This window comes from Corynebacterium sp. NML 120412 (assembly GCF_002285155.1).
Lineage (GTDB): Bacteria > Actinomycetota > Actinomycetes > Mycobacteriales > Mycobacteriaceae > Corynebacterium > Corynebacterium gottingense.
The window spans coordinates 21205-40677 of the sequence record NZ_NSGL01000009.1; the positions used below are offsets into that span (position 1 = coordinate 21205).

19 protein-coding genes are annotated in these 19473 nt (G+C 66.4%); 5 read left to right on the forward strand and 14 right to left on the reverse strand.

Annotation, left to right across the window (positions count from 1 at the left end; genetic code table 11):
• Window positions 1–6: 6 nt before the first annotated feature.
• Window positions 7–1155 carry an ATP-binding protein gene (locus CKJ84_RS11405; protein ID WP_158221705.1) on the reverse strand — a complete coding sequence of 383 codons (1149 nt, stop codon included), beginning with the start codon at window positions 1153–1155 and terminating at the stop codon, window positions 7–9.
• Between the two features lie 67 nt (window positions 1156–1222).
• On the opposite strand from CKJ84_RS11405, the gene menE reads away from it, so the two are divergent.
• Together menE and CKJ84_RS11415 are read left to right on the forward strand one after the other, a co-directional pair.
• Window positions 1223–2371, forward strand: a complete 1149-nt coding sequence (gene menE / locus CKJ84_RS11410) for an o-succinylbenzoate--CoA ligase (protein WP_095547032.1) — start codon at window positions 1223–1225, stop codon at window positions 2369–2371.
• Window positions 2372–2453: 82 nt separating this feature from the next.
• Window positions 2454–3158, forward strand: a complete 705-nt coding sequence (locus tag CKJ84_RS11415) for a hypothetical protein (protein ID WP_095547033.1) — start codon at window positions 2454–2456, stop codon at window positions 3156–3158.
• A 7-nt stretch (window positions 3159–3165) separates the two neighbouring features.
• Here CKJ84_RS11415 and CKJ84_RS11420 read toward each other — a convergent pair whose 3' ends face one another.
• Together CKJ84_RS11420 and CKJ84_RS11425 are read right to left on the reverse strand one after the other, a co-directional pair.
• A complete protein-coding gene (locus tag CKJ84_RS11420; RefSeq protein WP_095547034.1) occupies window positions 3166–6345 on the reverse strand; it encodes an alkaline phosphatase in 3180 nt (1059 codons plus the stop codon).
• Between the two features lie 283 nt (window positions 6346–6628).
• On the reverse strand, window positions 6629–7504 hold the full coding sequence (locus CKJ84_RS11425; protein WP_095535246.1) for a glycosyltransferase: 876 nt from the start codon (window positions 7502–7504) through the stop codon (window positions 6629–6631).
• A gap of 48 nt (window positions 7505–7552) precedes the next feature.
• Here CKJ84_RS11425 and CKJ84_RS11430 point away from each other — a divergent pair, with 48 nt between their 5' ends.
• Complete coding sequence (locus CKJ84_RS11430; RefSeq protein ID WP_095535337.1) at window positions 7553–8545, forward strand: 1,4-dihydroxy-2-naphthoate polyprenyltransferase; 993 nt, start codon at window positions 7553–7555, stop codon at window positions 8543–8545.
• Window positions 8546–9107: 562 nt separating this feature from the next.
• Here the strand turns inward: CKJ84_RS11430 and CKJ84_RS11435 are convergent.
• On the reverse strand, window positions 9108–9647 hold the full coding sequence (locus tag CKJ84_RS11435) for a hypothetical protein (protein ID WP_095547035.1): 540 nt from the start codon (window positions 9645–9647) through the stop codon (window positions 9108–9110).
• A 90-nt stretch (window positions 9648–9737) separates the two neighbouring features.
• Complete coding sequence (locus CKJ84_RS11440; protein WP_095547036.1) at window positions 9738–10025, reverse strand: hypothetical protein; 288 nt, start codon at window positions 10023–10025, stop codon at window positions 9738–9740.
• Window positions 10026–10113: 88 nt separating this feature from the next.
• Between CKJ84_RS11440 and CKJ84_RS11445 the strand changes: the two genes are divergently transcribed.
• A complete protein-coding gene (locus CKJ84_RS11445) occupies window positions 10114–11028 on the forward strand; it encodes an AEC family transporter (RefSeq protein ID WP_095547037.1) in 915 nt (304 codons plus the stop codon).
• Between the two features lie 3 nt (window positions 11029–11031).
• On the opposite strand, the gene CKJ84_RS11450 is transcribed toward CKJ84_RS11445, so the two are convergent.
• Window positions 11032–11340 (reverse strand): DUF4229 domain-containing protein, encoded by a 309-nt coding sequence (locus tag CKJ84_RS11450; RefSeq protein ID WP_095535242.1) that lies wholly within the window; start codon window positions 11338–11340, stop codon window positions 11032–11034.
• Window positions 11341–11379: 39 nt separating this feature from the next.
• Between CKJ84_RS11450 and CKJ84_RS11455 the strand changes: the two genes are divergently transcribed.
• Entirely contained in the window at window positions 11380–11634 is a 255-nt protein-coding gene (locus CKJ84_RS11455) for a hypothetical protein (protein WP_095535241.1), read from the forward strand.
• Window positions 11635–11640: 6 nt separating this feature from the next.
• On the opposite strand, the gene galE is transcribed toward CKJ84_RS11455, so the two are convergent.
• The 8 genes from galE to CKJ84_RS11495 are packed head-to-tail and all read right to left on the reverse strand — an operon-like array spanning window position 11641 to window position 19462.
• The gene (gene galE, locus CKJ84_RS11460; protein ID WP_095547038.1) at window positions 11641–12630 is read right to left on the reverse strand and encodes a UDP-glucose 4-epimerase GalE; all 990 of its coding nucleotides are present in this window, start codon (window positions 12628–12630) and stop codon (window positions 11641–11643) included.
• Between the two features lie 20 nt (window positions 12631–12650).
• Complete coding sequence (ccsB, locus tag CKJ84_RS11465) at window positions 12651–13670, reverse strand: c-type cytochrome biogenesis protein CcsB (RefSeq protein WP_095547039.1); 1020 nt, start codon at window positions 13668–13670, stop codon at window positions 12651–12653.
• 29 nt (window positions 13671–13699) lie between these two features.
• Window positions 13700–15343 (reverse strand): cytochrome c biogenesis protein ResB, encoded by a 1644-nt coding sequence (locus CKJ84_RS11470; protein WP_095547040.1) that lies wholly within the window; start codon window positions 15341–15343, stop codon window positions 13700–13702.
• 1 nt (window position 15344) lies between these two features.
• Window positions 15345–16073, reverse strand: a complete 729-nt coding sequence (locus CKJ84_RS11475; RefSeq protein ID WP_095275326.1) for a cytochrome c biogenesis CcdA family protein — start codon at window positions 16071–16073, stop codon at window positions 15345–15347.
• A 52-nt stretch (window positions 16074–16125) separates the two neighbouring features.
• A complete protein-coding gene (locus CKJ84_RS11480; RefSeq protein ID WP_095547041.1) occupies window positions 16126–16716 on the reverse strand; it encodes a TlpA disulfide reductase family protein in 591 nt (196 codons plus the stop codon).
• 57 nt (window positions 16717–16773) lie between these two features.
• Entirely contained in the window at window positions 16774–17376 is a 603-nt protein-coding gene (locus CKJ84_RS11485; protein ID WP_095547042.1) for a histidine phosphatase family protein, read from the reverse strand.
• Window positions 17373–18701: a glutamate-1-semialdehyde 2,1-aminomutase gene (gene hemL, locus CKJ84_RS11490; RefSeq protein WP_095547043.1), complete on the reverse strand. Its 1329-nt coding sequence runs from the start codon at window positions 18699–18701 to the stop codon at window positions 17373–17375. The genes CKJ84_RS11485 and hemL overlap by 4 nt, the downstream gene beginning before the upstream one ends.
• A 32-nt stretch (window positions 18702–18733) precedes the next feature.
• On the reverse strand, window positions 18734–19462 hold the full coding sequence (locus CKJ84_RS11495; RefSeq protein ID WP_095547044.1) for a DedA family protein: 729 nt from the start codon (window positions 19460–19462) through the stop codon (window positions 18734–18736).
• Window positions 19463–19473 lie beyond the last annotated feature (11 nt).

The following is a 19473-nucleotide window of genomic DNA, read 5'->3' on the forward strand; positions in this document are numbered from 1 at the left end:
CACCGCCTACAGCCCCCGGACGAACTCGGCGAAGCCCGGCGCGGTGAACTCCAGGTAGCCGTGGCTGGAGGTGTCGATGAGCCCCTTGTCCAGTAGGGATCGCCGCGCCATGCTCAGGTCGTTGGAGTCGCGCCCCATCGCCTCGGCGATGGCGCTGCGCTTCACCGGGGCGTCGCCCTCGGGCTCGCCCGCTGCCGCCATCGCGCGCAGCATCCGCGCCTCCGCGGGCGTGGCTTTCTTCCACCGGGCGCGGAAGAAGGTCTGGCGCATCTGGTTGAAGCCCTCCCCGGCGGCCGCAACCTGCGGCACCTCCAGCACCGTGCCCGGTCCCGGGAAGCCGGCGGCGCGCCACGTCTCGTCGCCGATCACCTGCATGAAGTAGGGGTAGCCGCCCGCGAACCCGAGCGCGGCCTCGAGCGCGTCGTCGGACCAGCGCACCCCCTTCGCTGCGGCGAGGCTGCGCAGCGCGTCCGCGGCCTGCGGGCGAGTGAGGTTGTGCAGGTGCTGGTAGGCGAAGCGCTCGGCGAAGCTCACCGCGTCCGTGACCACGTCCTGAGTGTGGCTGAGTCCCGCGGTGTAGGCGGCCATGGGCAGGTCGCGCTGCTCGGACTGCATGTGCTGCCAGGCGTAGGCGAGCGCTTTGATGCCGTCGGCGTCGGCGCTCTGGATCTCGTCGATAAACAGGACGAGTCCCCGCGAGCGTTCCCGCGCCGCGCGACCCGCTGCGGCGAGCAGCCGTTGGAGCCGGCGGCCCTGGCTGCCCGCTTCTGTCCCCTTGCGCGGGGCCGCCCCGCTGACCGAGATGCCCGCGACCTCAACTTTTGCGGTGGAGATGAGGGAGCGGAGGGCGTCGACAAGCGAGCCCTGCCAGGTGCTGGAGACCTCCTCGAGCGCCTCGACGAGCGAGGCGAGCAGCGGACCGTCGCCCGCAGTGACCCAGAGGGTGTCGAATCCCTTGGCCGCGGCGTCGGTTTGCGCGGCGCGCAGTAGGCTCGTTTTGCCCACGCCGCGCGGGCCGGCGAAGACCTGGATGCGGCCGACAAAGCGCGGCTCGACGATGATGAAGGCGAGGTCGCGGCGGATGTCCTCGAGGATCTGCTCGCGGCCGAAGACTTCCGGCGTAATTTCGCCTGGGGTGTACGGGCTTGGCTGCATGCCCCCTTTATACCTGTTTATGAATCGCCGAATCATAAAGACTCATACGGCTTGCTAGGCTAGCTCCGTGAACAACCGCCTAGAGATCCTCCCCGTCGACCCCGCGAACCCGCTGGCCATCATGCCCGCGCTCGAGGAGGCGCTCACCGGCCAACGCGCCCTCCTGCCGGTGCCCACCAACGACCCGACCCGCGCCAACCTGCTCCGCAATACGCAGGGCGTCGGGCAGCTTATCGACGCCAACGTCGCCCTCGTCGTCGCCACCTCCGGCTCCACGGGCCGCCCCAAGGGTGCGATGCTCACCGCCGCCAACCTCATCTCCAGCGCGGACGCGACCCACCAGGCGCTCGGCGGCCAGGGCCAGTGGCTGCTCGCCATGCCGGCCGCCTACATCGCGGGCATCCAGGTGCTGGTGCGCAGCATGGTCGCCGGCGTCGAGCCCGCCGCCCTGGACCTCTCCCACGGCTTCAGTATCAACGAGTTCGCCGAGCGCGCCGAGGAACTCGCGGCCACCGGCGAGCGCTGCTACACCGCGCTCTCGCCCCATCAGCTGGCCAAAGCCACCTCCACCATGCAGGGCATCGATGCTTTACGACGCTTCACCGCCATCCTCGTCGGCGGCGCCGCCACCAACCCCCGCCTCCTCGACTCCGCAAAGAAGCTGCGCATCAACGTCGTGACCACCTACGGCTCCTCCGAGACCTCGGGCGGCTGCGTCTACGACGGCGTGCCCATCGCAGGCGCGCGGGCACGACTCGAAGGAAACCGCATCGTGCTTGGAGGCCCGATGGTGGCCAAGGGCTACAGGGGGCCTGTGGAGCCCGACCCGTTTTCCACCGATGACTCCGGGCAGCGCTGGTTCACCACCTCGGACGCGGGCCACATCACCGACGGCGTACTCACCGTCGAGGGCCGCCTGGACAACGTGATCTCCACCGGCGGCTTCAAGCTGCAGCCGGAAGTACTCGAGCGTTTCCTGCTCACCCAACCGGGCGTAACCGCCGCCTGCGTCGTAGGCGTTGCCGACGAGCGCTTTGGCCAGCGCATCTGCGCCGCCTACACCGGCTCCGCCGAGGTCGCCGATTTGATGGACAGTTTTGAAGACCTGCCCCGCTGGCAGGTGCCGAAGGAACTACGCCCCGTGCCCGCCCTCCCCCAACTCGGCCCCGGCAAAGTCGACCGGGCTGCGGTGGCGGAAATGTTTGGCGGGAACTAGCCTTCAACGTTTACGCTCTCGCAACACGGTGTCCTTCACACTTTGGGTTGTACATACCCATCCCTCAAACAAGGAGGACACCATGCATCGTCTCACCGCTTGCGTCGCCGCAACCGCGATCGCGCTTTCCGCACTCGCCGCACCCGCCCACGCCGCAACCGTCGCCCAGAAGGACAAGGAAGGCACCTGTGCGGTCAGCCTCACTGCCGGCGAGAAGCAGTTCATCTCCACGCTTTTCGACGAGTCCAAGGCCATCGGTGAGCACGAGCAAGCCCGCGATTTCATCGCCGCAGTTGAGTCGGTCTACCCCGGCGTCATCGCGGAAAACGAGAAGACGCTCAAGGGCGAGGAGGCAGACCTGACCAAGGTGCTGCCCGCCCAGCTCGCCGGGCAGTACGCGAGCGCGCAGAAGACGCTGAAGGAGACCCACCCGACGACAGAGCGCACGCTCGAGGACATCAACACGGACTCCTGGCACGTCGGCTCCGACACGAAGCCCGTCGAGCTGCCATTCGCAGTCGCAAAGAGCGACGCCGCACTGTACGACGCCTGGTCCACCACGCCTGCCGGGAAGGTCGCTGTGAAGCAGGTGCAGCTTAGCGACGCCGACGTGGCCGCTGCCGCAGCCTGCGCCAAGGGCCCCCAGGCGAATGTGGATTACCCCACCGCGAAGCCAGATCTGAACGTTCCAGCCATCATCGGTGGGGTCGTCGCAGCGCTGTTGGCGCTGCTCGGGCTGCTTGCCCTGCCACAGCTCGGACTGAAGCTGCCGATGGTGGGCAAGTAAGTAGCGCTTAGAGCTTGGCGATCGGGCCGAGCGCCTTATCTACCTGCTGCGGCAGCAGCAGGGCGATCAGGGACAGCAGGCCCGCCAGGCCCGCGATGGTCAGCACGGCGATCAGCCACGGAGACTCTGCAGAGGAGCCAGTGGTGGTACCCGGCTGCTCGTCGACCTGCTTCATCTTGTTCTCGAAGGTGAGGTCGTGGTTGATCGGGTCGATGCCGAGCGCGTTAAGGCTGGCGAAGAAGAGGTCAGTCTGGTCGATCTGGCCGGTCAGGTTGGCCGCACCCGGGCCGGAAGCTGCGACGCGCAGCTGGGCACCGGTGTGCTGCTGGCCGCCGAGGGCGTCCTCGTCCTCGTTGGTCTTAGAGGTGGCGAAGTTGACCGCCATGGTGGAGCCTTCGACCGTGGTCAGCTGGGTCACGCGGCCAGCGGTGTTGCTGTCCTCGTAGGTGATCTGCGCGGTGTGCGCGTGGTCCGCAGTAGCGACGATGAGGGTTTCCTCACCGGTCTTGTCCGCCCACTGCTGCACGGCCTGGACGGCCTCGTCGAGCTGGCCGACCTCGCCGATCAGGCCGCAGGCGTCTGCGTCGTGGTCGGCCTTATCCGGGGAGGCGGACTCCACCTGGAGAAGGAAGCCCTTGTCGTTTTGCAGCAGCTCAAGCGCCTTGGTGGTCATGTCCGCCAGACGCGGGGTCTCCGCGGTGAACTCCGGGTTAGCTACACACGTCGCCGGATCCATGTCGCCGCCGTCGATGGTGGGGATGGACTGGTTCAGCGTACGCGGCATGTTGCCCTCGGAGAACAGGCCCAGCACCGGCTTTTCTGCGTCCGCCTTGTCAACGGCGTTGAGCTCGGAAAGATTGGTCGCGACCTGGTAGCCGTTGTCCTTCGCGTTCTCCAGCACCGTCTTGCCTGCGGTCCAGGTATTGCCGTTCTCGCCCCACTGACCGCCCTGAACGACCTCGGTGTTGAAGTACTTCATGCCGCCGCCGAGGGTGACGTCGGCGCGCAGGTCGACGATCTGCTCCGAGATGGAGCCGAGGCCGCCGTTCTCGCGTAGCTGCTCGCCCTGCGCCGCCTTCTTATCGCCGGAAGGCGCGTAGTAGGAGCGGTCAAGCGCGTGTGCGGCAAAGGCCGCCGGGGTGGCGTCCTGGATCTCCGCAGTGGAGACGTTACCGATCTTCATGCCCTTCGCCTTGGCCAGCTCGCCGAGGGTGGCAACCGGCTTGCCCTTGCTATCGACGCCAATCGCGCCGTTGTAGGCCTTCACGCCAGAGTTCCAGGCGGTGCCGGTCGCGGCGGAATCCGGGACGTAGTTCGGCAGGCCGGTCTCCTTGTCCAGGGAGAAGGTGGTCAGGTAGCCGGTGTAGTCCAGGTTGTCCAGGCCGTCGAAGCGGCCCGCGGAGCCCTTCAGGTAGTTGCGGGCAGCGGTGATTTCGGAGTCGCCCGTGCCGTCGCCAATCAGCAGCACGACGTTCTTCGCCTTCGCGTTATCAATGCCCTGGCCGGCGGTGCCGAACTGGGCGCAGTCGCCGACCTTCGGAGCGGCACCTTCAGAGACGAGGTAGCACAGTTGGTCGCCCGGCTTCGCCTTGGAGCGGGTAGCCAGCGACATGACCTTGTTGCCCTTGTTGATCTCCCACGGATCCTGACCGCCCTCGGTGCCGCCGTTGAGGCCGAGCGCGTTCGCCATGACGTAGAAAGCGTCAGTCTGGTCGAGCTGACCGTTGACGTTCTCGGAGCCCGGGCCGAAGCCAGCGATGCGCACCTGGGTGCCGGTGTGCATCATCGACTTGGTTTCCAGCTCGCCACTTTCATTGATGGACCACGGCTGGGTGCCGAAGCCGACGGACATCACCGCGCCGCCGTCCTTCTGCGACTTCAGACGGGTCACTGCGGATACCGACGGACGGCCGTCCGGCACGATCTCTGCGGTGTGTGCGTGGTCAGCCGTGACCACGATGAGGGTGTCCTTGTCCTTCTTAGCAAAGTCGAGGGCTTCCTTGATGACCTCGTCGATCTGCTCGGTCTCACCGATCATGCCGCAGGCGTCAGCGGCGTGGTCCGCCTTGTCGATAGAGGCGGACTCCACCTGGAGGAAGAAGCCCTTGTCGGACGAGGGGTCGTCGAGAAGCTCGATTGCCTTCTTCGTCATCTCCGCCGCGGTCGGCTCGTTGCCGGTGTCCTGCGGGGTGCAGGTCTCCGGCTCCTTGTCGGTGGCGTTGCCCGGGACGGTCTGCTCGTAGCGGCGGGTCATGTTGCCGTCGTTGAACAGGCCGAGGACCGGCGCGTCCTGGTTAGCCACGGTGACCGCGTCGAGGCCAGCCTCGTCATCGACGATGGTGTAGCCCTTAGCCTCTGCGTTCTCGCGCACAGTCTTGCCGGCTTCCCACTCCGCGCCGCCGTCGTGCTTCTCGGTGAGGAATGGGTTACGGTTCTCGCCGCCCGCCTGCACCTCGGTGTCGAAGTACTTGCGGCCGCCACCAAGGGTGAGGTCCGCGCGGGTGTCGATGATCTGCTCGGAGATCGAGCCCAGGCCGCCGTTCTCACGCGCCTCCTTGCCCTGCACGACCTTCTTGTCGCCCGACGGCGCGTAGTAGCCGCGCTGAGAAATGTGCGAGTGCAGCGCGCCCGGGGTGGCGTCCTGGATCTCGGCGGTGGAGACGTTGCCGGTGCGCATGCCGGCGTTCTTCGCCATCTCGATCAGGTTCTCGTGCGGTGTGCCCGCCACGTCGACAGAGAGCGCACCGTTGTAGGTCTTCGTGCCGGTGGACCAGCCGGTGGCAGAAGCCGCCGAGTCGGTCACGTACTGGCGCTTGCCCTCCTGGGAGACGGCGAAGGTGGTGTAAGCACCTGAGGCCGTCAGCTCGTCCAGGCCCTCGAAGCGACCGTTCGCGCCCTTGAGGTAGTTACGCGCTGCGGTGATCTCCTGGTGGCCCATTCCATCGCCCAGGATGAAGATCACGTTGCGGGCCTGGGCGTCGGTGTTGCCCTGCCCGCCCTTGCCAAACTGGGTGCAATCCCCCGGCTGTGGGACGTTCACCAAGTTGCCTTCGGCGTCAAGGGTCACACAGGACTCTTTGCCGTTAAAGTTCTGCTCCGCCGGTGCGGCAGAGGCTGTGGGGAGACTCGCCAGGGCCAGCGCGGAAGCGCTGACCACGGCGGTCAGTGTTCTAAACGGAATACGCATGTGGGGTTCCTTCACATGAAAAGCCAAAAAAAGTGGATGGTTGTTCAACCGCCACACATCATAAATCCAGCAAATTTCCAATTCGGAAAACCCAAATGAACTTTAGGTGACTACAAAAATGCAGTTAAGGGCGCTACCCGAGCACTTTAGGGAAGCTTAAAACACACGTTTAGATTGATGCTTCCTGCGGCGCATGTCAAACACCCCTGCTCACACCCGGGTTTCAGCTTCAACCAGATCTGCAGGTAGTTACGGTTGCGCACCGCTTCCGATACGCCGGGGATTACCGTGCTGGTTCGTTGAGGGACAGCGCGGCGTCGATAAGCATGCCCAGCTCTTCTTGCGCATAGGTGGCGCGCAGCTGGGCATCATTGCCCCCGCGGAGATTGCCGCGCACGAGCGCCACGCCTTGCGACGCCGGCACCATCGAGAACTCGCGCGGGTGCGGGAAGACCTGGCGCACGAAGTGGCCCGTGCGAAGTGCGCAACGGTTCAGCCAGATGTCGTCGGCGTGTGGGGCGCAGTCCTGGAACGCCTTGCCCTGCGCGGCAACTGCATCGACCATCGCCGGCGGGTACGCAACACCGGAGACGCCGGTGGCGAAGTGGCGCGGGTCCGGATCCGTATCCTGCACAGACTTCCACTGCTTGTACGGCGCCAACTTGCCGTCCTGGAGCACGATCTCGTGAGCGCGGTACGCCACCACGTTGTTCGGATCGGCGTCCGAGGCGTTGAGGAGCTTTTTGGCGAACCACTTGGGGTACATCATGTCGTCATCAACGGTGATGACGCGGGTGCCAGTACCGGCAAACCGTTGAAACGTGCCGTAATACTTGGTGTGCGGACCATAGTGGCCGTCCGAACAGCACACCTGCAGGCCGCGCTCCACAAGGGTGTGCAGACCTTTCGGCCACTCACCCTCGTAGTCCTCCTTATCCAGCCACAGATACACCGGCAGGCGTGTCGTGCCGACGAGCAGCGAGGAAATCGCCACCACCGCCGACTTCAGCCGGGGCCCATGGGAGGTCAGCGAAATAACGGTGTCGCCCTCCTGTGGGAACCTAGCCGGAGATTTCCGCGCCACCACCCGCAGCTGAGGCGCGCGCAAAAGTGCACCAGCCCCACCGAGTGCTTGCCGAAGCGCGTAGTCAATCCACATGAGCCAAAACTTTAGCCGACTTGACCAAATCGGGGCATGATGGGAGACATGACTGACACGAGCGGTAATGGAACTGACAACCAGCAGACAGCGAACACTACAGAACGGGCCGACACTGGCAGTTCGGCAACGTTCCACGACTGGTGGCAGGCGGCGCGACCGCACACGTGGCCGAACGCGTTCGCCCCAGTGATCGCCGGCACCGGCCTGGCTGCACACATTGGTGGCATGCACCTTGGCAAGGCGCTGCTCGCACTCGGCGTTGCGTGGGCACTGATTATCGGCGTGAATTTCGCCAACGACTACTCCGACGGTGTGCGCGGCACTGACGACGAACGGACAGGCCCTAGCCGCATCACCGCGTCCGGGCTGGCGCGGCCGCAGGATGTGAAGCTCGCAGCATTCGCTTCCTTCTTCGTCGCTGCCGTTCTTGGCGTGATCCTTGCGGTCATGAGTGCGTGGTGGCTCATCCTGGTCGGTGCGGCTTGCATCGCGGCAGCGTGGTTTTACACCGGCGGGACGAAGCCGTACGGCTATTACGGATTCGGCGAGCTGGCCGTGTTCATCTTCTTCGGGCTGGTCGCTGTGCTAGGTACGCAGTACACACAGTCAGGATGGCTGACTGCCGAGGGGTGGTTGGTGGCCATCGGTGTGGGCGCGATTTCCGCGTCCGTGAACCTGGCAAACAATATCCGCGATATTGACACCGACGCCGCGGCCGGCAAACACACCCTTGCTGTGCGCATCGGCGAGGTGAGGGCTCGTCGCCTGTTTACTGTGCTGACGTTGACGCCATTTGTCGTCTCCCTGCTGCTTGGTAACTCGCTCGCGCTCCTCGGTTTCGCTGCTTTGCCGTTTGCCGTTTCCTCCATTCTGAAAGTGCAGCGCGACCAGGCAAAGGGCAAAGACCTCATCCCTGTGCTGGGTATCAATGGTCGGGCCATGCTGATCTGGTCCGTGCTCACCGCCGTTGCGTTTACTGCCCTCGGGTTCCCAATTTGGGGTGGAGGTGAAGCGGTACCGTACACGGCAGTGCAGTAGTCGCCTGCTGAGTGAGCTGCACTGCATTTGCCAGTTCCATGTCTCGACCTGCCCCGAAACTCCTTGCTGTACAGGGAGACCGGGGCGGTTTTTCATGTCTGCGCTATTGCTTGCTGCACCCTGGTGGCGCTGAATCGGGTGCGGATCCGGCGTTCACGAACGAACGGTTCGCCCGCAGATGGTTGTAAATGGGGCACTCAGTACACGGGTCATCATCAACGCGGGAAGCGCAGTCTGTGCAGTGCTCCGAGCATTCGCATGCGCACGAATCAGTGCTGCCGGTTCGATGAGTGAGCGGGGCCGGTTCGCGGACGGGGTGGGCGCGGTTGTAGGCGGTGTAGCGGGAACCGTCAGCAAAACGGTAGTGGATATGCCCGTTGCGTTCCCAGATCTTCGCAGGGCGGAGCTAGTGAGTAGTAAAGTAGTTCATTGCCATCAGCTGTACCCACACTATTGTTCGACCTCAAGGGATATGTCTGTTTTGTTTGCAATGGGGTAAAACCGCACTCCTGTGACAGCGAGCGAAACGATTTCTACTCTGCCGCCGCAGAGTAGACGGCAGCTACTCCCCGCACGCGGCATCGAAATCCGCGGGGCTCCACGTGTCTGTCGAGCCGTCGTAGGGGTTCACGGACACAATGGTGCCGGCGGGCTGTTCCAGGATCTGCTGCTTGGCGGCGCTGGCGGGAGTGAAGGACCTCTCCTTGCTGAAGGGCCCCTGCCCGCCCCTGTCGTCCGGCGCCGGGTTAAGCAAGAGGGTGCGATCCTCGGGATAGGAGGCGTCGAGCGGTGCTTCCGCGGCCCACGTGCCAGAGCTCGGCCCATCAAGCGGCACCTGCACGTGGCCGGTCTGTGGTTCGGCGGCGGTGAACTTGGCCAGCACCCGGTTTTCCTCGTCTTCGGCGAGACCGATGCGGTCGGAGGCGACCTCGAGCTCGCTCATCTCCTCGCCGCAGGTGTTCACGTGCGCGATGATGTGGCCCTCCTCGTCGTGGGAAAACCCGGCGGCGCCGATGACGTCCACGTTGACGTAGTTGCCGCAGGCAGTCAGCGCCGCTGCGGAAGCGCACACCACTGCGATGACGGATGCGGTCCTGCTCACGTTGGGCCTTTCGTCGATAGGCTGCAATTGCCCGAACCAACGTAGGCGGCAACTATTACGTAGCGCTGGCCGCCCGCCTGGGAAAGTCCGTCAATTCCGCGCGCGGCCAACCAGGGTGCCGATGCCCGCGCCAACCAGCAGGAGCGCGACGAACGGGAGCGCGGATGCGTTCATGAGGACGAGCGCCTGCAAGGCTCCCGCCAAAACGGGGACGGCGAACCACCACCAGGTCGCGCCGCGGCGGGCCGTGTCGCGCCACGCCAGCACCGCGACGAGCAGCGGGTTGAGCACCAAGAGCGGAACGGCCCAGCCCATCGGCCCGAAGATCGACGAGACGAGGAGCAAGCCTGTCGACGCCACCACGTAAACTACCAACATCCGCCACCGCGGTCCCATCACGATTCCTCCCAGGTGTCATACTTGGTGCCACTACCTCGACCAAGATTACAGAAGGAGGGAACCGCGGATGCTCGACGTCCTGACTGGTTTCGCCATCATCCTCACCGTCATCGCGGTGGGGTTCCTGCTGGCGCACAGAGGCGTGATCGGGCAGGGCGAGGCGCGCCTGCAGCTCAACCGCATCGCGTTCTGGGCGTGCACCCCGGCGCTCATCTTCTCCAGCGTGTCCACCTCGGACACGTCCGCGTTTCTGTCGCCGGTCGTGGGGGTGATCGCGGTGGCGTCGGTAGCCACCATGCTCCTGTACTGGCTGCTCAGCGCCCTGCTGTTCCGCCGCAGCTTCGCCGAGACGATGGCGGGCGCGGCCGCGTCAAGCTACTACAACTCGGTCAATATCGGGCTGCCCATCGCCACCTACGTGATCGGCGACGCCACCTACGTCGTCCCCGCGCTCGTGCTGCAAATGGCGGTGCTCTCCCCCGTCATCATCGCCGGCCTCAACGCGGGCGGGGCGAGCCTGCGCTCGATCGGCGGCTCCATCGTCGCGGGCATAACGGCGCCGGTCGTGCTCGCCGCCTTCGCGGGTTTCGCCGTCTCCGCCTCCGGCTGGGAGGTCCCCGAGCCCGTGCTCGCGCCGCTGGAGATCCTCGGCGGCGCGTCCATCCCGCTCATCCTCATGAGCTTCGGCGCCTCGCTGAAAGGGGATGCCGTGCTCACGCATGATCGCTTACCGACGCTCACCGCCACCCTCCTCAAGCTCGTCGGCATGCCCGCCATCGCCCTCGGCGTCGGGTACGCCCTGGGCCTCGACGGCACCGAGCTCTACGCGGCGCTCATCCTCGCGGCGCTGCCCACCGCGCAAAACGTGTACAACTACGCCGCCACCTACCAGGTCGGCCAGACGGTCTCGCGCGACACCGTCTTCCTCACCACGTTCCTCTCGCTGCCCGCCATGCTCGCCATCGCCGCCCTATTCGGGTAGGCGCTAGCGCTCGCTCAGCTCGCTGGAGATCCACTCCTTGCGCAGCTTGCGCTGCTCGCGCCAGTGCGCCACGGCCTCTGTGGCCTCGATCCGCTGGCGCTTGAACACCAGCATGGACAGCGGGAACGCCACGATCAGGGCGAGGAGCGCGGAGATGATCAGCGGCACGGGGGCGCCGATGAGCATGGCCGCGCCCTGGATCACCACGGTGAGTGCGATGAACAGCACGAGCCTGCACAGCCCGTAGATCGCGGCGGCCTTATTGGCGCGCGAGCGGGCGGCGGGATCAACTTCCGGCGGTTGTTGTTGCATATGCCTAACCCTAGACGGCCACCAAGTATGTTGGAAGTCATGGGAAGGCTACTACTCCTCGTACTCATCGTCCTCGCCGTGTACCTGATGTGGCGCGCCTTCGGGCCCGGCTCGAACAAGCAGGTCGAGCAGGCGCCGGAGCGGCCGCAGATCAAGGGGCCCGACGATGATGAGGAGTTCCTCTGGAACATTGAGAAGAACCGCTTCAAGGAGCGGCGCGCCCGCGAGGAGGCGGAGCGCAAGCGGCGCGAAGAGGAGGAGCGCCGCAAGCGCCGCGACGGGGAGGGCAGCTAGCCGGAACTAGCGCTGTTCCAGCACCTCGGGCAGCTTCTCCGCCCAGGCGAGCGAGTGGCGCACGCCGTCCGCCACGGTGTACTCCGCGCGCCAGCCGAGCAACTGCTCGGCCTTCTCGGTGCGGGTGGCGCAGCCGACCACATCGCCATCGCGCGGCGGGGCGGTGCGCACCTCGAGGGGCTTGCCGGTGGCCTCGCCGACGGCGTCGGCCAGCTCGAAGACGGTGGTGCCCTGGCCGGTGCCCAGGTTGATCACCTCGTAGTCCGCCAGCGCTGACGCCTCGGCCTTCAGCGCGGCGACGTGCGCGCGGGCCAGGTCCCACACGTGGACGTAGTCGCGCAGGCCCGAGCCGTCGCGGGTGGGCCAGTCCACGCCGGTGACGGTGAACGGCTCGTCGGCCTGGTAGGCGGAGATCATCTTGCCCAGCGCGTGGGACGGGGCCGGGTTCTGCAGGCCGGTGCGCAGCTGCGGGTCCGCCCCGATGGGGTTGAAGTAGCGCAGTGAGATGGCGCGGATGAGGCCGGCCGAGGCGGCGTCGGCAAGCACTCGCTCCAGCATCCACTTCGAGGCGGCGTAGGGGCTCGACGGGTCTGCCGTGCTCTGCTCGGTGACCATCAGGTCCTCACCGGGGACGTACATGGCGGCGGTGGAGCTGAGCAGGACGCGCTTCACACCACGCTCGGACAGGGTGCGCACGCAGGTCGTGGCCTTGCCCACGTTGTTCTCGTAGTAGTACAGCGGGCGCGAGACGGACTCCGGCACGACGATCTTCGCGGCGCAGTGGACGACCGCCTCGATGTCCGGGTGCTCGTCCAGGATGCGGTGCAGCAGCGCCACGTCGGCGATGTCGCCCTCGTAGTGGTCGAAACGCTCGGCGAAGGCGCGCAGGCCGGTGGAGTAATCGTCCAGAATCACCGGGGTAATTCCGTTGTCGGCGCAGCAGGAAGCGATCGTGGAGCCGATAAAGCCGGCCCCGCCAGTGATAAGAACCTTCATAACCTGTGAGTCTAACGCAGCTAGTTCAGGCCCGCGTACGAGTGCAGACCCGCAATCACCGTGTTCACGTACGTCATGTTGAAGATGGTCATGCACAGCGCCAGCACGTTAATCCACGCGGCCTTCGCGTTCTTCCAGCCGGCGGTGGCGCGGGCGTGCAGGTAGGCGGCGTACAGGATCCAGGTGATCATGGACACGGTTTCCTTCGCGTCCCAGTTCCACGGTCGGCCCCACGCCACCTCGGCCCAGATCGCGCCGAACACGATGCCGATGCCAAACAGCGGCAGCGTAATGATCGCCGTCTTGTAGGTGATCTGGTCCAGCGTCTTCGCCGCCGGGAGCGGGCGGGCAATCTTGCCAAAGAAGCCGTGCTCCTTGCCCTTCGGCTGCCACATGCGCAGCAGGTACAGCAGCGCGAAGATGCCGGAAACCATGCCAATCGACGCGCCGACCGACACCGAGGACACGTGCACCGGCAGCCAGTAGGACTGCAGCGCCGGCACCACCGGGGCGGCCTGCATGTGGAACACCGTGGAGTTGAGGAACATCGCGATGACCATGGGGAACAGCAGCCACGGCCACACCGTGTGCCAGCCCTTCCGCCCGATCACGATCGCGGCGGCCACCATGATCACCGCGGTCATGAACAGGATGTACTCGTACAGGTTGCCCAGCGGGAAGCGCCGCGCCGCGATGCCGCGCGTGACAAACGCGACGATGTGCAGCGCCACGCCGACCCACACCAGGGCCTGCGTCATGCCCGCCCACTTGCGGGCGGCGGCCACCCGCTTCTCGTAAGCGCCGTCAAGCTCGGGCTCCGGGGGCAGTTGCTTTTCGACGACCACCGGCCCCCCAGCCCCAACCGCCACCTTCTCCGCGGCGCGCTCCTGCTGCGCCGCGCGGCGCTCGCGCCGCACGTCCACGACCGCGAGAACGCGGCCGTAGTACACGCACGCCATGAGCAGCGCCACGATGTAGATGATGAACGCGGTGCGGAAGGTCAGATCGGACAATTCCGCCATGGTGGTGTTGACAAGCATGGTGCTCAATCTACTCCATCAGCGGGCCATTATCCAAGGTCATCCAGCTCGTCATCGTCCCCGTCATCATCCGGGTGCTCCCCCAGGATCTCCTCGACGAGCTCGGAAAACTCCGGGCCCCACCCGGCGCGGTCCGTGCGCGCCAGGCCCGCGATCTCCACCGCGGTCCCGCCGCCGGCGACCGGGGCGAGGCGGACCCAGACGCGGCGGCGCTTGATGGTCAGCGAGCCGGCGAGCGCGGCGAGCATGATCACTGTGGTCACCAGTGCCCACACCTGCGTCGGGTCGCGGGAGATCTGGTAGTTGGCGTACTCGGCCGCGCCGTCGAAGCGCACCTTGATCCCGCCGTCCACGGTGATCTCCTCGCCCGGGGTGAGGTTGACGCGCTCCAGCTTCTGCAGCTGGCCTTCCGCGATGAGCATCTGGTCGAGCACGAAGATGTTCTGCGGGCGGCCCGAGTCCAAGCCAGCGTCGCCGCGGTAGATGTCCATGGACAGCGCCGGGTCATCCATCGACGGGAACGACGACTGCAGCGTCTCCCCGTCCTGGCCGCCCCACTGGGCCGTCGGCGCGAAGTTTCCCTCCAGGGCGATCTGGTTCTGGCGGCGGTCCGCCAGGTCCGGGAACATGCCGGCGGGCGGGTCGAAGCGCATCACGCCCGAGGACAGGAACGTCTGCGTGTCCGTGGGGCGGAACTGCATCATCTGGGTGCGGGTCTCGCCGTTGGGCCACGTCACCGTGACCTGCGGGGCGAACCCGTGGCCTTGCAGGTAGACGCGGTCGCCGTGGATGCGCAGCGGGTGGTTGACCGCCAGGGTGGTCTCCTGCCAGCTGTCCTTCGGCGCGGTCAGGTCGTCGGTGTAGGACACGTCGGACCAGAAGCCGTTCGCCTGGCCGCTGTTTAAGTATTCGGCGCGGAAGTTGTGTGCATCGATGCAGAAGGGGGTGAGCCCGGTGCCGTCGAAAAGCGGCCCCGCGCGGAACACGTCAAAGTTGGCGGGGGACGTATTGCAGAACTCGGTGGACTGCTCCACCGGCACGGCGTACTGGGACTCGGAGTTGGTCACTACGATGACCTGGCCCTCGTAGAAGACCATGCGGCCGGCGGCGAAGGCGACGATCATGCCGACGATGCCCACGTGGAAGAGCAGGTTCATCAGCTCGCGGGTGTAGCCGCGCTCGGCGGCCAGGGAGAATGTCCCGGCGCGGTCTTCCTCCGGCGAGTAGGCGGCCACGTGCCAGCGCTTGAGCAGGCGGCGGACCTTCGCCTCCACCTCGTCCTGGCCGACGTCCACCGTGGCTTGCGCGTGCATGGGCATGCGCGAGAGGTAGCGCGGCGCGCGCGTAGGGGTGGCACGGTAGGCGCGCCAGTGGTCCATGGAACGCGGGATAATGCAGCCGACCAGGGAGATCATCAGCAGGGTGACGATGGCGACGAACCAGGAGGAGCTGAAGACGTCGAAAAGCTGCAACCTGTCATAAATCGGACCCATCGTCGGGTTGGCGTCCAGGTAGTCCTGCACGAGCGACTCGCTCACGTTGCGCTGCGGGAGCAGGGCGCCTGGGATGGAGGCGAGCGAGAGGAGGAAGAGCAGGACGAGCGCGGTGCGCATGCTCGTCAGCCAGTGCCACGTCTTGCGCAGCCAGGTCGTTGCCGCCGATACGAGTTGCATCTCAGATCACCGTCGCTCCATATTGCAAGGTCCACTGTCGGATCCAGCCGACGAACACGTTCCACGCGCCGGTGACAAGGAGCACGCCGACGAGGATCATCAGCACGCCGCCGATCACCTTGATGGTGTGGGAGTGGCGGCGCAGGAACTCGACGCTGCGCACCGCCTGCGCGGACCCCAGCGCCACCACCACAAACGGCAGGCCGAGGCCCAGGCAGTACGCCACTACCAGCAGGACGCCGCGCGCCGCGGTCATCCCTTCGGTGCCGACGGAGACCGACATGATCGCCGCCAGCGTCGGCCCGAGGCAGGGCGTCCACCCCAGCGCGAACACGCCGCCGAGCAGCGGGGCACCGAGCACGTTGGCCCAGCGCCGCGGCTGCAAGCGCCGGTCCTGCTGCAGCGCAGGCACCGCGCCCAGGAACACCACGCCCATCGCGATGGTGATCACGCCGCCGACGCGCATGAGCACCTCGGCGTTGAGGGTGATCAGGCTGATCGCGCCGAACACGGAGACGGTGGCCAGCAGGAACACCACGGTGAAGCCGGCCACGAACAGGCCGGCGGCACCGGCGACGGCCCAGCGGCGCGACTTCACGCGCACGCCGTCCTGGTCCACGGTCATCTCGCCGCCGACCACGCTGGTCAGGTACGACATGTAGCCGGGCACGAGCGGGACCACACACGGGGACGCGAAGGACACCAGGCCAGCCAGCGCGGCGGCCAACATGCCGAGCAGGAGCGGCCCGGTGGCCACAACCTCTGAGAACGCCTCGCCCACGCTAGCTCTGCCCCTCTTGCGCCAGCTTGTCGGTCACCTCAAGCACGTCCTGGGCGGTCACCTCGCGCAGGAACACCGCGGCCGGGCGGTGCTGCTTATCCAGCACGATCGTCGTGGGGATCACGGAGCTGGGCACGCCGCCGAGGAAGGAAGCGGTCTTGAACGGCGGGTCGTATATCGACGGGTAGGTCACGCCGTTGTCGGCGACGAAGTCGCGGGCGATTTCCGGCTGCGGGTCGCGCACGTTGATGCCCAGGACCGTGCCGGTGCCGTCCGCGTTCAGGTGCTCCTGCACCTCCTGCAAGTCATCCACCTCCGCACGGCAGGGCGCGCACCACTGGCCCCAGGCGTTGAGGACGACGATCTTGCCGTCAAAGTCGTGCAGGTTCACCGTGGTGCCCGGCTCGGTGAGCGATTCACCGCTGAAGTGCTCCACCGGCTTGCGCTCGGATTCCTCGTAGAAGATCTCGGTCTGCCCGCCCGGGGAATGGAACGCAAAGTTGTCTCCCCCACCAGAGCTGGCGCAGCCGGTGAGCAGGAGCAACGCGGCCATCGGCGCTGCGATCGCGCTCAGCGCGGTCCGTCGGGACATGGGCACCTCTCAATTCATCTGTTCAAAAACTCCGGCACGCTGGCCCAGCAGAGCGGGCTAGATGCGTTCGGCCGGAGTGTCGTAGGACCAGTCAACAACAACGTCGCCGTCAAACACAAGTGACGTCACGCTGGCCAGGTCGCACTCGCGGCTCGCGTGCGCGAGGCGTTTGCCCTGCACGTAGCGCTGCACCATGACGATGGGCAGCTGGTGGCTCACCAGCACCGCCTCGTGGCCCTCCGCCTCGGCGCGGGCGCTGTCCACGGCGTCGCACATCCGCGCGCGGATCGCCTCGTAAGACTCGCCCCAGCTCGGCTCCAACGGGTTCGTCATATGCCGCCACCGGATCGGGTTGACCAGCTGGCTGCGCCAGCCCTTGGTGCGCAGCCCCTCAAAGGTGTTGCCGGCCTCGATGATGTCGGTGCGGGTGTGCACCTCGCAGCCGGTCACCTCCGCGATCGGCTCCGCCGTTTCCTGCGCGCGCTCGAGCGGGCTCGCCGCCAGATACGTCACGTCGCGCCCCTCGAAGAACTGCGAGGTCACCGCCGCCATGGACCGGCCGCGGGAGCTCAGGTGGTAGCCGGGCATGCGCCCGTAGAGCACCTTCTTCGGGTTGTAGACCTCGCCGTGCCGCACGAGGTGCACAGTCGTGCGCGTCACTCGGGCGCCACCGCCTGCGCCGCAGCCTTCGCCGCGGGCACCAGGGCCTCCTCGATCCGGCCGAAGTCCTCGTCGGTGAGTGCGGTGGAGACGAACCAGGTCTCGAACGGGCTCGGCGGGGCGAACACGCCGTTGTCCAGCAGCGCGTGGAAGAACGGCGCGTAGCGGAAGGTGTCCGCCGCCTTCATATCAGCAAAGTTGTGGCCCTCGCCCTCGGCGAAGCGGAACGACAGCATCGTCGCGGCGCGCTGCACGTTGTGCGCCACGCCCTCGCGCTTCAGCGCGTCGGACACCAGCTTGGCCAGGGTGCTGGCGTTGCGCTCCAGCACCGGGTAGATGTCCTCCGAGGCCAAGCTTAACGACGCCATACCCGCCGCCATCGCGACCGGATTGCCCGAAAGGGTACCCGCCTGGTACACCGGCCCAGTCGGCGCGAGACGCTCCATAATCTCCTTGCGTCCGCCGAAGGCCGCGGCCGGGAGGCCGCCGGAGATGACCTTGCCAAAAGTGGTCAGGTCTCCCGCCACGTGGTCCACGCCGTACCAGCCCGCATACGAGGTGCGGAAGCCCGTCATCACCTCGTCCAGGATCAGCAGCGCGCCGTTGGCGTGCGCGACCTCCTTGAGCTTGGCGTTGAAGTTGTCCTGCGGCGCAACCGTGCCCATATTGCCGGCGGCTGCCTCGGCGATCACGGCGGCGATCTCGCCCTCGTTTTCCGCGAACGCGGCCTTCACGGCCTCGATGTCGTTGTAGGGCACCACGATGGTGTCCGCCGCCTGCGCGCCCGTCACACCCGGCGAGTCCGGCAGGGAGAATGTGGCCAGCCCGGAGCCTGCTGCGGCGAGGAGCGCGTCGACGTGGCCGTGGTAGCAGCCGTCAAACTTGATGATTTTGGGGCGGCCGGTGTAGCCGCGCGCCAGGCGGACCGCGGACATCGTCGCCTCGGTGCCCGAGTTGACCATGCGCACTTCCTCCACCGAGGTACGGCCCACGATCATCTCCGCGATCTGCACCTCCGCCTCGGTGGGCGCACCGAAGCTCAGGCCGTCACGCATCGCCTTCTGCACTGCCTCGAGGATCTCTGGGTGTGCGTTGCCGTGGATCATCGGGCCCCAGGAATTGATGAGGTCGACGTAGGCGTTCCCGTCGACGTCGATAAGCGTGCTCCCGTGCGCGCTCTCGATGAAGCGCGTCTGGCCGCCGACCGAGCCGAAGGCGCGCACCGGCGAGTTCACGCCGCCGGGCGTGGCCTGCTGCGCGCGCTGCCACAGCTCGGCGGAGCGGGACGTGTGTGCGGACGTTGGGTACTTGGCCGAAGTTGTCATAGTTGCCCATCCTAGGCGATGGGGGCGAACGCCTACTTACCCTTCCGGCGCATCGCCCCGACGAAGATGACCACGAGCAGGCCGATCGCGATCCAATTGGCCACGCGCGCGTACTGCTCCAGCACGTACACCACGGGCTCGCCGATCCACCAGCCGAGCGCGACGTAGCCCAGCGACCAGAGCGTCTTGGACACGAAGTCCAGGAGCATGAACTTCCACAGCGGCATCTCAGTCATGCCCATGAGCACGAAGACCACGAACGCGATCGGCAGCGGGATGGGCACGTACGCCAGGAAAATGCCCAGCCAGCCCAGCTTCATCCCCCACCGCTCCACGCGCGCGATGTTCTTCGCCGCGCGCTTGGAATTCTGCGCCTGCACGTCCAGGATGCCGCGCCCCCACAGCTTACCGGCCCACCAGTACACCCAGTCGAACTTAATCGCCACGATCGAGCCGGTGAGCAGGTACAGCAGCCAGTGCTGCGCCTCGCCCACCGAGGCCAGGGCGCCTGTCGACGCCGCGCCAATCCTCGAGCCCGTCAACGCCAGCATGATCGGCGGGTCCAGGCCCAGCAGCCAGGCGCGGAACGGAATGAGCGCGAGGCCGAAAATACCGATGAAGCCGAACCAGCCCAGGCACCAGTAGTCCGCCTTGGTGGGCTTTTCGTTCCAGGGCATGCCTGGCTGATCCCACCACTCCGGTTCCGATTCCGGGGTGTGCTGTTGGACTTTGCCCTCGCCGTCCGCGTCCTCACTCGACATAGACGTGAAGT

What these genes read in the sequence shown, in the direction of transcription:
- CKJ84_RS11405 (WP_158221705.1), bottom strand. Translation starts at nt 1,155, where the DNA reads ATGCAGCCAAGCCCGTACACCCCAGGCGAAATTACGCCGGAAGTCTTC.
- CKJ84_RS11415 (WP_095547033.1), top strand. Translation starts at nt 2,454, where the DNA reads ATGCATCGTCTCACCGCTTGCGTCGCCGCAACCGCGATCGCGCTTTCC.
- CKJ84_RS11420 (WP_095547034.1), bottom strand. Translation starts at nt 6,345, where the DNA reads ATGCGTATTCCGTTTAGAACACTGACCGCCGTGGTCAGCGCTTCCGCG.
- CKJ84_RS11425 (WP_095535246.1), bottom strand. Translation starts at nt 7,504, where the DNA reads ATGTGGATTGACTACGCGCTTCGGCAAGCACTCGGTGGGGCTGGTGCA.
- CKJ84_RS11430 (WP_095535337.1), top strand. Translation starts at nt 7,553, where the DNA reads ATGACTGACACGAGCGGTAATGGAACTGACAACCAGCAGACAGCGAAC.
- CKJ84_RS11440 (WP_095547036.1), bottom strand. Translation starts at nt 10,025, where the DNA reads ATGTTGGTAGTTTACGTGGTGGCGTCGACAGGCTTGCTCCTCGTCTCG.
- CKJ84_RS11445 (WP_095547037.1), top strand. Translation starts at nt 10,114, where the DNA reads ATGCTCGACGTCCTGACTGGTTTCGCCATCATCCTCACCGTCATCGCG.
- CKJ84_RS11450 (WP_095535242.1), bottom strand. Translation starts at nt 11,340, where the DNA reads ATGCAACAACAACCGCCGGAAGTTGATCCCGCCGCCCGCTCGCGCGCC.
- CKJ84_RS11455 (WP_095535241.1), top strand. Translation starts at nt 11,380, where the DNA reads ATGGGAAGGCTACTACTCCTCGTACTCATCGTCCTCGCCGTGTACCTG.
- galE (WP_095547038.1), bottom strand. Translation starts at nt 12,630, where the DNA reads ATGAAGGTTCTTATCACTGGCGGGGCCGGCTTTATCGGCTCCACGATC.
- ccsB (WP_095547039.1), bottom strand. Translation starts at nt 13,670, where the DNA reads ATGCTTGTCAACACCACCATGGCGGAATTGTCCGATCTGACCTTCCGC.
- CKJ84_RS11470 (WP_095547040.1), bottom strand. Translation starts at nt 15,343, where the DNA reads ATGCAACTCGTATCGGCGGCAACGACCTGGCTGCGCAAGACGTGGCAC.
- CKJ84_RS11475 (WP_095275326.1), bottom strand. Translation starts at nt 16,073, where the DNA reads ATGTTGGCCGCCGCGCTGGCTGGCCTGGTGTCCTTCGCGTCCCCGTGT.
- CKJ84_RS11480 (WP_095547041.1), bottom strand. Translation starts at nt 16,716, where the DNA reads ATGTCCCGACGGACCGCGCTGAGCGCGATCGCAGCGCCGATGGCCGCG.
- hemL (WP_095547043.1), bottom strand. Translation starts at nt 18,701, where the DNA reads ATGACAACTTCGGCCAAGTACCCAACGTCCGCACACACGTCCCGCTCC.
- CKJ84_RS11495 (WP_095547044.1), bottom strand. Translation starts at nt 19,462, where the DNA reads ATGTCGAGTGAGGACGCGGACGGCGAGGGCAAAGTCCAACAGCACACC.